Source organism: Mixta tenebrionis (genome assembly GCF_006517625.1).
In the GTDB taxonomy this organism is placed as follows: Bacteria; Pseudomonadota; Gammaproteobacteria; order Enterobacterales; family Enterobacteriaceae; genus Mixta; species Mixta tenebrionis.
In genome coordinates, this window is sequence record NZ_VHQI01000005.1 from 371805 (window position 1) to 382938 (window position 11134).

Annotated in this window: 9 protein-coding genes; 7 read left to right on the top strand and 2 right to left on the bottom strand. The window is 57.8% G+C overall.

Annotation, left to right across the window (positions count from 1 at the left end; all coding sequences use genetic code 11):
• The first annotated feature begins 7 nt into the window (after positions 1–7).
• A complete protein-coding gene (emrB, locus tag FKM52_RS10885; protein ID WP_141176188.1) occupies positions 8–1543 on the top strand; it encodes a multidrug efflux MFS transporter permease subunit EmrB in 1536 nt (511 codons plus the stop codon).
• Between the two features lie 204 nt (positions 1544–1747).
• Here the strand turns inward: emrB and FKM52_RS10890 are convergent, their stop codons facing one another.
• Positions 1748–2815, bottom strand: coding sequence for a tRNA/rRNA methyltransferase (locus FKM52_RS10890; RefSeq protein ID WP_141176189.1), 1068 nt, complete (start codon positions 2813–2815; stop codon positions 1748–1750).
• A 201-nt stretch (positions 2816–3016) separates the two neighbouring features.
• On the opposite strand from FKM52_RS10890, the gene trxC reads away from it, so the two are divergent.
• The 6 genes from trxC to FKM52_RS10920 all read left to right on the top strand — a co-directional run bounded on the left by trxC (position 3017) and on the right by FKM52_RS10920 (position 9618).
• Positions 3017–3436, top strand: a complete 420-nt coding sequence (trxC, locus tag FKM52_RS10895) for a thioredoxin TrxC (RefSeq protein WP_141176190.1) — start codon at positions 3017–3019, stop codon at positions 3434–3436.
• 80 nt (positions 3437–3516) lie between these two features.
• Positions 3517–4221: a tRNA-uridine aminocarboxypropyltransferase gene (locus FKM52_RS10900; RefSeq protein WP_141176191.1), complete on the top strand. Its 705-nt coding sequence runs from the start codon at positions 3517–3519 to the stop codon at positions 4219–4221.
• A gap of 68 nt (positions 4222–4289) precedes the next feature.
• Positions 4290–5054 carry a YaeF family permuted papain-like enzyme gene (locus FKM52_RS10905; protein WP_141176192.1) on the top strand — a complete coding sequence of 255 codons (765 nt, stop codon included), beginning with the start codon at positions 4290–4292 and terminating at the stop codon, positions 5052–5054.
• An 80-nt stretch (positions 5055–5134) separates the two neighbouring features.
• On the top strand, positions 5135–7798 hold the full coding sequence (locus tag FKM52_RS10910; protein WP_141176193.1) for a bifunctional acetate--CoA ligase family protein/GNAT family N-acetyltransferase: 2664 nt from the start codon (positions 5135–5137) through the stop codon (positions 7796–7798).
• 105 nt (positions 7799–7903) lie between these two features.
• Positions 7904–9259, top strand: coding sequence for a CDP-diacylglycerol--serine O-phosphatidyltransferase (gene pssA / locus FKM52_RS10915; protein ID WP_141176213.1), 1356 nt, complete (start codon positions 7904–7906; stop codon positions 9257–9259).
• 38 nt (positions 9260–9297) lie between these two features.
• On the top strand, positions 9298–9618 hold the full coding sequence (locus FKM52_RS10920) for a YfiM family lipoprotein (RefSeq protein WP_141176194.1): 321 nt from the start codon (positions 9298–9300) through the stop codon (positions 9616–9618).
• Between the two features lies 1 nt (position 9619).
• Here the strand turns inward: FKM52_RS10920 and FKM52_RS10925 are convergent, their stop codons facing one another.
• On the bottom strand, positions 9620–10921 hold the full coding sequence (locus tag FKM52_RS10925) for an MFS family transporter (RefSeq protein WP_141176195.1): 1302 nt from the start codon (positions 10919–10921) through the stop codon (positions 9620–9622).
• Positions 10922–11134 lie beyond the last annotated feature (213 nt).

Consider the following 11134-nt stretch of genomic DNA (forward strand, 5'->3'; position numbering starts at 1 on the left):
GACTGTTATGGCACAAAAACCGCTTGAAGGCGCTCAGCTGGTCCTTATGACCATCGCGCTGTCGCTGGCGACCTTTATGCAGGTGCTGGATTCCACCATCGCCAACGTTGCCATTCCGACTATCGCCGGTAATCTGGGCGCCTCGAACTCGCAGGGCACCTGGGTTATCACTTCGTTCGGCGTGGCGAATGCTATCTCCATTCCGATTACCGGCTGGCTGGCGAAGCGCATCGGCGAGGTGAAACTGTTTGTCTGGTCAACCATCGCCTTTGCGCTGGCTTCTTTTCTCTGCGGCATTGCGGACAGCCTTTCGATGCTGATTCTGTTCCGCGTGATACAGGGTCTGGTGGCCGGCCCGCTGATTCCGCTGTCGCAAAGCCTGCTGTTAAGCAACTATCCCCCCGCCAAACGCAGCATCGCGCTCTCTTTGTGGGCGATGACGGTGGTGGTGGCGCCGATCTGCGGCCCGATTCTCGGCGGCTGGATCAGCGACAACTATCACTGGGGCTGGATCTTCTTTATTAACGTGCCGATCGGCATTGTGGTGACCATCCTGACGCTGCAGACGCTGCGCAACCGGGAAACCAAAACGGAGATCCGCCCGATCGATACCGTGGGGCTGGTGCTGCTGGTGGTGGGCATCGGCGCGCTGCAGATTATGCTCGATCGCGGACGCGAGCTGGACTGGTTTAGCTCAACCGAGATTATCGTGCTGACGGTGGTAGCGGTGGTGGCGCTGGCGGTTCTGTTTGTCTGGGAGATGACGGACGACCATCCGGTGGTTGACCTGACGCTATTCAAGTCGCGTAACTTTACCATCGGCTGTCTGTCGATTAGTCTCGCCTATATGCTCTACTTCGGCTCGATTGTTCTGCTGCCGCAGCTGTTGCAGGAGGTGTTCGGCTATACGGCGACCTGGGCCGGGCTGGCGTCCGCGCCGGTAGGCATTTTCCCGGTGATCCTCTCGCCGATAATCGGCCGCTTTGCGCACCGGATCGACATGCGTTATCTGGTCACCTTCAGCTTTATTATGTACGCCGTCTGCTTCTACTGGCGCGCCTGGACTTTCGAGCCAGGCATGGATTTCGGCGCTTCCGCATGGCCGCAGTTTGTACAGGGCCTGGCGGTGGCCTGCTTCTTTATGCCGCTGACCACCATCACCCTGTCGGGCCTGCCGCCGGAGCGGTTAGCCGCCGCCTCCAGCCTGTCGAACTTTTTGCGTACTCTGGCCGGCTCGATCGGCACATCGATTACCACCACTATGTGGACTAACCGGGAATCGATGCACCACAGCTATTTCAGCGAATCGATTACGCCTTATAACAGCAATGCGCAAGAGGCTTATCGCCAGCTGGAGCAGCTGGGCATGAACCATCAACAGGCTTCCGGCTATATCGCCCAGCAGATCACTAATCAGGGTTTGATCATTTCAGCTAACGAAGTGTTCTGGATGTCGGCGGGGATTTTCCTCGTGCTGCTGGTGATGGTCTGGTTCGCCCGTCCGCCGTTCAGCTCCGGCGGCGGCGGCGGCGGCGCGCATTAGTTGCCGGCTGCAGACGCAGCGCGGCAGGAACGCCGGGTAAAGGGCGCATCATGGCCGAAGTCGGGCGGTCACGGCCGACAGGGCTGCGGTCTTTCCCGGCAGCCCCCGGCACGGACGCCGAACTCAATCGAGGGAGATGGGGAAGACGCTTTTTCCAGGCATAAAAAAAACGGGCATTAGCCCGTTTTTTTATTTCTCTACCGCTTAGTGGTTTTGACGCCACCACTCCGCCAGCAGAATGCCGGTGGCAACGGAAACGTTAAGGCTTTCTACCTTGCCGGTGCCGTCGATAGAGATGCTCATATCGCCCAGCTTCAGAGCGGATTCGCTCAGGCCATCGCTCTCCTGCCCCAGCGCCAGCACCATCTTCGCCGGCAGTTTTGCCTGCGTCAGCGGCGTGCTGCCCTTGTGGCTTGAGGTGGTTACGATGGTATAGCCCGCCTTACGGAACGCTTCCAGACCTTTCACAAAGCTTTCTGCGCTAAGCGCCTGAACGTGCTCGGCGCCGCCTTCCGCGGTACGCACCGCCGCGCCCGATTCCAGCACGGCGGCATCATCCACCAGCAAACCTTTCGCGCCAAAATGCGCGCTGCTGCGCATAATGCCGCCAATATTATGCGGGTTGCCGATATTTTCCAGCGCCAGCACGCAATCCAGCTCGCGATCCGTTGCCAGCCACTCGCTTACCGGCGTACCCACGCGTTTCTTAATCAGGAAACAAACGCCGCCGTGATGCTCGGTGCCGGACGCCTTCTCCAGCTCAGCCTCTTCCACCACGTGATAAGCCTTGCGGTTGGCCGCCAGCCAGCGCAGCGCATCGCGGAAGCGCGGCGTTACGCTCTGAACAAACCAGGCGCGCACGATACATTCCGGGCGGCTTTGAAACAGCGCCTGACAGGCGTTCTCGCCATACACGCGCGTCTCTTCCATTCGCTGACGGCGCAGCTGCTCCGGATCGATATAACTTTTACCGCTAATGCCGCCATGATCGGGCTTCGTTTCTTCGCCCGGCGCGCGCGAAACGGTGCGCCACGGTGAATCGCCGCGCGGCTGCGCATCACGATCGCGATCGCCGCGGAATTTACCGTCGCGTCCGCCGCGCGCCGCGCTGTCAGCCTGGCGGGATGGACGACGGCTGCCTTCCTGGCGATCGGCGCCGGGCCTGCTGCCTCTGCCCGTTCGGGGATTCTGTCCGCGTTTATCGCCGTTATCGTCGCCGCGAACATACATCACTTTGACTTTGCCGCTTTTACCTTTGAATTCGTCGTTCATCTGTTCCTCCACCTGCTGAGCGCGAAGCGCGAAGATTACCTGAAGCACAGGCTGTATGCCATCAACTTCGGCCAAAAGCCGCTAACTATTGCACTCATTGAGTATTCCATGTTGTCGCTCAACCAGAGCCGATTGATAATTAAGCTTACGCATTAATTTCGCGGTTATCTAAGCCGGTAAAGATAAAACCTGAGGTGATAAATGAATACGGTATGTACATCCTGCCAGGCAACCAACCGCGTTCCGGAAGAGCGCCTGGCCGACGGCGCAAAATGCGGCCGCTGCGGCAGCGAACTGTTTGCTGGCGCGGTGGTTAACGCCACCGGCGCCACGCTGGATAAATATTTACAGGACGATCTGCCGGTAGTCGTGGATTTCTGGGCGCCCTGGTGCGGCCCCTGCGTCAACTTTGCGCCTGTTTATGCAGACGTCGCCGCCGAACGCCGCGGTAAAGTTCGCTTTCTGAAGGTCAATACCGAAGCGGAACCGGAGCTAAGCGCACGCTTTCGTATCCGCAGCATTCCTACCATTATGCTGTTCAAACAGGGCCAGCTGGCGGACACGCTAAGCGGCGCAATGCCGAAAGCGCCGTTTAACGCATGGCTGGATGAGGCGCTGTAATTACTGCGGCTGGTTATGCCAGCCGCGCTACGCTTCCCGGCCGCTTCCCGCTACAATGGCGTTTTTGCCAGTGCGATTTCATGAATCATAATGCCGTTTTACGCCTGCGCGCCGAGCGACTGGCGCGCGCCACCCGCCCCTTTTTAGCCCGCGGCAACCGCGTACGCCGCTGTCAGGGCTGTCTGCTGCCGCAAAAGCTCTGCCTGTGCGCGGAGATCGCTCCTCAGCGCGCGCGCAGCCGTTTCTGTCTGGTGATGTTTGATACCGAACCGATGAAACCCAGCAATACCGGGCGTCTGATTGCCGACGTGCTCCCTGATACGCTCGCTTTCGGCTGGTCGCGCACCGCGCCCGATCCGGCGCTGCTGGCGGCGGTAGCGGACGATACCTATCAACCGCTGGTGGTCTTTCCGGAATCGTATGTCGATAGCGATCGTCCGGTAGTCAATACGCCGCCGAGGCAGGGCAAGCCGCCGCTGTTTATTATGCTGGACGGCACCTGGACCGAAGCGCGCAAAATGTTTCGCAAAAGTCCCTGGCTGGACGCGCTGCCGGTGATGTCGCTGCGGGTCACCGCCCCTTCCGCCTATACGCTGCGCGAGGCGCACGGCCCCGGTCAGCACTGCACCGCCGAAATCGCCGCCGAACTGCTGCGTCAGGCGGGCGACAGCGCGGCGAGCCAGACGCTCAGCGACCATTTTCTGCTGTTCCGCCAGCGTTACCTGGCAGGCAAACCGCATCATCCGGCGCAGTTAATCAACGATACGTTTCCCATACAGAAATAACCACTGAAATTAAAAGGCTTTTATTTTATCCTGCTGTCACAATGGAATGACGCAGAATCAGGGAAAAGATGAAAGCCTTAATAATGTTGTTGTTTTGCCTGCTGTCGGCAGGCTGCAGTATGGAAGTAGTTAACACACCGCAAACGTTGCCGCTGCGTCTGCAGTCCAGCCGCACCTCCTCCGTACAGGCGGTAACGCCGATCGTCGCCGCAGATCTGCAGCCCGGCGATATGCTGCTCTCCTCCGCCACTTCCATTACCTCGCAGGCGATTCGGCTGGTCAGCATGACCGGCGTCAGCCATGCGGCGATCTACCTGGGCGACGAGCTGGTGGCAGAGGCTACCGGCAAAGGCGTCGGGATTATTCCGTTAAGCCAGGCGATAGCGGAAAGCAATAATCTGCTGGCGCTGCGCCTGGAAAATTTCAGCGCTGAGGATGCCGGGCGGCTGCGTGATTATGCGCTGGCCCGTCAGGGAGAGAAATATAACTATAAGGGCATCGTGATGCTGGCGCCGTTTATGCTTTCCCGCCGCCTCTGCGAGCTTCCGCTGTTTTACTCCTCGCTGCGTCATCAGTGTCTCTCGATGCTCGCTTCAGTGCAGGTGGCGGAAGATGAAACCTCAACCAGCTTTTTCTGCTCGCAGTTTGTCGCCGCCGCCTACGCCTATGCCGGACACCCGCTGTTCGACGGCCAGCCCGGCTGGCTAAGCCCGGCGGATCTGCTGCATATGCGCGCGGGGGACGTCTCCTCCTATCGTCAAAAGCAGTCGCTAATCTATGTCGGCCATCTGAAACGCTGGAACGTGGCGGATATCCTCGGATTTCGTCGTTAAGCCGGCAATACGCGACGGACGCACAACAAAAGCAGTAAAAACGGTTACACTCAAACGCATCAGGGTTACAGGAGCGGGAAATGAGTCAACGTGGACTGGAAGCGCTGTTAAGACCGAAATCCATTGCCGTTATCGGCGCGTCGATAAAACCGGGGCGCGCGGGCTACCTGATGATGCGCAATCTGCTGGCGGGCGGCTTTAGCGGGCCGGTGCTGCCGGTGACGCCTCGCTATAAGGCGGTTTCCGGCGTGCTGGCCTGGCCTGACGTCAGCAGCCTGCCCTTCGCGCCGGAACTGGCGATTATCTGCACCAATGCCAGTCGTAATCTCAGCCTGCTGCAGCAGCTGGGCGAGAAAGGCTGTAAGGCCTGTATTATTCTCTCGGCGCCGGAAAGCCAGCTCCAGCAGCTGAAGGCGTGCGCCAGCCGCTGGCAGATCCGTCTGCTGGGCCCGAACAGTCTGGGTCTGCTGGCGCCCTGGCAGGGGCTGAACGCCAGCTTCTCTCCCGTACCGATTCTGAAAGGCAAGCTGGCCTTCGTCTCGCAGTCCGCCGCCGTCTCCAATACCATTCTTGACTGGGCGCAGCAGCGCCAGCTGGGATTTTCCTGGTTTATCGCGCTGGGCGACAGCCTGGATACCGATATTGACGACCTGCTCGATTTTCTGGCGCGCGACGGCAAAACCAGCGCCATTCTGCTCTATCTCGAACATCTGAGCGACGCGAGGCGCTTCGTCTCAGCCGCCCGCAGCGCCTCGCGTAATAAACCCATCCTGGTGATTAAGAGCGGGCGCAGCCCGCAGGCGCAGGCGTTGCTGAAAACCCACGCCGGGCTGGATGCCGCCTGGGACGCGGCGATTCAGCGCGCTGGCCTGCTGCGGGTGCAGGATACCCATGAACTGTTTTCCGCCGTAGAGACGCTGAGCCATATGCGCCCGCTGCGCGGCGATCGGCTGATGATTGTCAGCAACGGCGCCGCGCCCGCGGCGCTGGCGCTGGACGCGCTGCATGCGCGCAGCGGCAAGCTCGCCCGGCTCAGCGACGCCACGCTTGCCGCGCTGTCGGCGCTGCTGCCTGAAGCGATGGCTCCCGGCAACCCGTTGGATCTAAAAGATGACGCCACGCCGGAACGCTATTTACAGACGGTGGCGTTGTTGCTCGACAGCCACGAACTGGATGCGCTGATGGTGATTTACGCCCCCAGCGCGGTGGCTCCGGCAACGGAAACCGCCCAGCGTCTGATCGATCTGGTAAAGCAGCATCCGCGCGGCAAATCGCTGACGCTCATTACTAACTGGTGCGGTGAGTTCTCCTCGCAGGAGGCCCGGCGCGCCTTCGGCGATGCGGCAATACCGACCTATCGTACCCCGGAAGGCGCGGTAACCGCCTTTATGCATATGGTGGAGTATCGGCGCAACCAGAAACAGCTGCGCGAGACCCCGGCGCTGCCCGCCACGCTGAAGCAGGATAGCGCGCACGCGCATCAGCTTATTCAGCAGGCGCTGCAGGATGGCGCAACGCAGCTGGATACGCATGAGGTGCAGGCGATTCTGCAGGCCTACGGTCTGACGACGCTGCCTACCTGGATCGCCGGAGACAGCGCGGAAGCGGTACATATCGCCGGCCAGATTGGCTATCCCGTGGCGCTGAAGCTGCGCTCGCCGGATATTCCTCATAAGTCCGACGTTCAGGGGGTAATGCTCTACCTGCGCACCGCCAGCGAAGTGCAGCAGGCGGCAGAGGCGATTATCGACCGGGTAAAGCTAACCTGGCCGCAGGCGCGGATTCATGGACTGCTGGTGCAGAGCATGGCGAATCGCGCCGGCGCTCAGGAATTACGGATTGTGGTTGAGCAGGATCCCCTGTTCGGGCCGGTAATTATGCTGGGCGAAAGCGGCGTGGAGTGGCAGGCGGATCGCCATGCCGCGGTGGCGCTGCCGCCGTTGAATATGGCGCTGGCGCGCTATCTGGTTATCCAGGCGATTAAAACCGGCAAAATTCGTGGGCGTAGCGCCCTGAGGCCGCTGGATATCGCCGCATTAAGTCAGGTGCTGGTGCAGGTATCCAACCTGATCGTTGACTGCCCGGAAATTCAGCGTCTGGATATTCATCCCCTGCTGGCGGCGGGCGATGAGTTTACCCTGCTGGATGTCACCCTGACGCTGGCGGAGTTTAACGGAGTGAATGAATCACGATTGGCTATCCGTCCCTATCCGCACACCCTGGAGGAAAGCGTTACGCTGAAAAATGGCGCCGTCTGCCGCTTCCGTCCTATCCTGCCGGAAGATGAACCGCTGCTGCAGCGCTTTATCGCTCAGGTCACCAAAGAAGATCTCTACTATCGCTACTTTAGTGAGATCAATGAGTTTACCCACGAGGACTTAGCCAATATGACGCAGATCGACTACGATCGAGAGATGGCTTTTGTAGCGCTGAGTGAGCAAAACGGTAAGGCGGAGATTATCGGCGTAACCCGCGCCATTTCCGATGCGGACAATACCGATGCTGAATTCTCTATTCTGGTGCGCTCCGATCTGAAAGGCCTGGGGCTGGGCAGGCGCCTGCTGGAAAAGATGATTATCTATACGCGTAATCATGGTCTACAGCAGTTAAACGGGATTACTATGCGCGGCAACCAGGGCATGATTACCCTGGCAAGGAAGTTAGGTTTCAGCGTGGATGTGCAGCTGGAGGAAGGCATTGTCAGCTTACGTTTGCCGCTCCATCACGCTGACGAGCAACATTAAGCTGCCAGGATCGCCCTTTACGCGCAGTTAATGTTAATATTGTCGGTTAGGACCATGATTTCATGGCGAAAGACCACTCAATAAATAGAGAAGAAGCGCACTGTGATGTTGTCTAAATTTAAGCGCAATAAACATCAACAACACCTTGCACAGCTGCCCAAACTGTCTCAGTCCGTTGCTGATGTGACCACGCTTTACTCGCCTTCAGAGTTTCGCGCTACGCTGCTGGAAAAAATTGCCGGCGCGACGCAGCGCATTTGCATCGTGGCGCTTTATCTGGAAAACGATGACGCCGGACGAGCCGTGCTTTCCGCGCTGTACGCCGCTAAACGCGCGCGTCCGACGCTGGAGATCAGCGTGCTGGTCGACTGGCACCGGGCGCAACGCGGGCGTATCGGCGACGCCAAAGGCAGTACCAATGCCGACTGGTACTGCGATATGGCCAGCCAGCAGCCCGATATCGCTATTCCGGTATATGGCATTCCGGTTAATACCCGCGAAGCGCTGGGCGTGCTGCATCTGAAAGGCTTTATTATCGACGATACGTTGCTTTACAGCGGCGCCAGCCTGAACGATGTCTATCTGCATCAGCATGATAAGTATCGCTACGATCGCTATCAGCTGATCCGTAATCCGCAGCTGGCGGACGCCATGTATACCTGGATTGACCGTAACCTGAAAAATGCAGACGCGGTGCACCGGCTCGATCGGCATGAACGTCCCAAAAGCCCGGAAATTAAGAATGAAACCCGCCAGTTCCGTCAGGATCTGCGCGGCTTTGATTATCACTTTACGCCGAATGCCGGTAACGATGAGCTGGCGGTGACGCCGCTGGTCGGGTTGGGCAAACGCAGCCTGCTGAACAAAACCATCTATCACCTGATGCCCTGCGCGGAACGGAAGCTGACGCTTTGTACGCCTTACTTTAATCTGCCAGCAATTCTGGTACGCAATATTATCTGGCTGCTGCGTCAGGGTAAGGAGGTGGAAATTATCGTCGGTGATAAAACCGCCAATGATTTCTATATCCCACAGGATCAGCCGTTTAAAATTATCGGCGCTCTGCCCTATCTGTATGAAATTAACCTGCGGCGTTTTCTTAGCCGGCTGCAATATTATGTCAGCAACGGGCAGCTGACCGTAAGGTTATGGAAAGATGGCGATAACAGTTATCACCTGAAGGGGATGTGGGTAGATGAGGAATGGATGCTGATTACCGGCAACAACCTTAATCCGCGCGCCTGGCGTCTGGATCTGGAGAATGCGGTGCTGATCCACGATCCGCTGCAGCAGTTGGCCGAGCAGAGAGATCGCGAGCTGGCGCTGATTCGTCAGCATACCAGCATCGTGAAGCACTTTCGCGATCTCGAAAGTATCGCTGACTATCCGGTGAAAGTTCGTAAGCTTATTCGCCGTCTGCGCCGTATCAGGATTGACCGGCTGATTAGCCGTATTCTGTAAGGTAAAACCTCTTTCTGATCCCGGCAACAGGAGCTGTAATGCGGGTAATGCTGATTTTATTCTGTCTGTGCTGCGCCGGCTGTAGCCACAGCGCCCAGGATAGCTGGACCGGTCAGGATAAGGCACAGCATTTTATCGCTTCCGCGGCGCTATCCGCCGCCGGAAATGAGTATGGCCAGCAGCAGGGCTGGACGGCGCATCGCAGCAATGCATTCGGCCTGATGTTCGCCCTTAGCTTCGGCGTGGCTAAAGAACTGTATGACAGCCGCGCCGAAGGGAGCGGCTGGAGCTGGAAGGATCTAGGCTGGGATGTCGCCGGTGCGGCGACCGGCTTTGCCCTGTGGAATATCGGCCAGTAGGCTAGAGCTTTATACCCTGCCCTTTGCGGTGGAGCATCAGCGAAACCAGCAGCGCTACCGCTCCCATCACTGAGACATACCAGAAAAAATGCGTCTCATAGCCTGCAGCCTTTAGCGACAGGGCGACATATTCCGCAGATCCGCCAAAAATCGCATTCGCTACGGCATAGGAAAGCCCAACGCCCATCGCCCGCACTTCAGGTGGAAACATTTCCGCCTTCAGGATACCGCTAATCGCGGTATAGAAGCTGGTAATCAGCAGCGCCAGCATTACCAGCGCAAAAACCAGCCAGCTGCTTGCGACATGCTGCAACAGCGTCAGGATCGGCACCGTACAAAACATCGCGCCCGCGCTAAAAATCAGCATGGAGTTACGACGCCCGATCCTGTCGGAAAGCGCGCCGATAACCGGCTGAATCAGCATAAAGACAAACAGCGCCAGCGTCATCAAGCCGCTGGCGGTTTTTGCATCCATCCCCGCGCTGTTTACCAGATATTTTTGCATATAGGTGGTAAAGGTATAAAAGCTCAGCGAGCCGCAGGCGGTAAATCCCAGCACCATTAAAAAGGCGCGGCGATGTTTCCATAATCCGCTCAGACGTCCGGCATCCTGATGCTGACGCGTCTTGCTGTCTGTGGTTTCGTCCAGCGAACGCCTTAAAAACAGCGCTACGACTGCCAGCAGCGCGCCCAAAGCGAAGGGAATGCGCCAGCCCCAGCTGCGTAACGCTTCTACAGGCAACAGATGCTGTAAGATCACCACGGTAAGCAGCGCCAGCAGCTGTCCGCCGATAAGCGTGACGTACTGAAATGAGGCGTAATAGCCTTTACGTCCTTCTACTGCTACCTCGCTCATATAGGTTGCGCTGGTGCCGTACTCGCCGCCCACCGACAGCCCCTGAAACAATCGCGCCAGCAGCAGCAGAACCGGCGCCCATACGCCCAGCGTCGCATAGCCCGGCAGGCAGGCGATCACCAGTGATCCAAAGCACATCATACAAACTGAAATCAGCATGGAAGTTTTACGTCCGTGCCGATCGCCAATCCAGCCGAAAAGCCATCCGCCAATAGGGCGCATCAGAAAACCGGCGGCGAAAACGCCTGCGGTTTGTACCAGCTGCGTGGTGGGATTGCCGGCAGGAAAGAAGATATGAGCGAAGTAAAGAGAGCAGAAAGAGTAGACGTAAAAATCGAACCATTCGACCAGATTGCCGGAAGATGCGCCGATAATAGCGCTAATGCGTTTTTTATCTGATGCTGCGGCGAGTCCCGATTGTTTCTGATTAGTTACCACATCAGCCATATTTTGCCTCACTGTTGATCCTTGCCGTTAAAAAAACAAAAATTCAGTAAAGCATTAAAGCGCTGAGGTAAGGAAAAATTTTATATTCAGGCGCTGGCTTTTGTGAAGCGGCCTTCATTATGCAACGAAAAGCTGCTGAAAACGGACAGGTTTTATTGCCGGCAGAGAGTTAAACAGGGTGATAAAGGCGGAAATTGAAAATGTTTCATACAA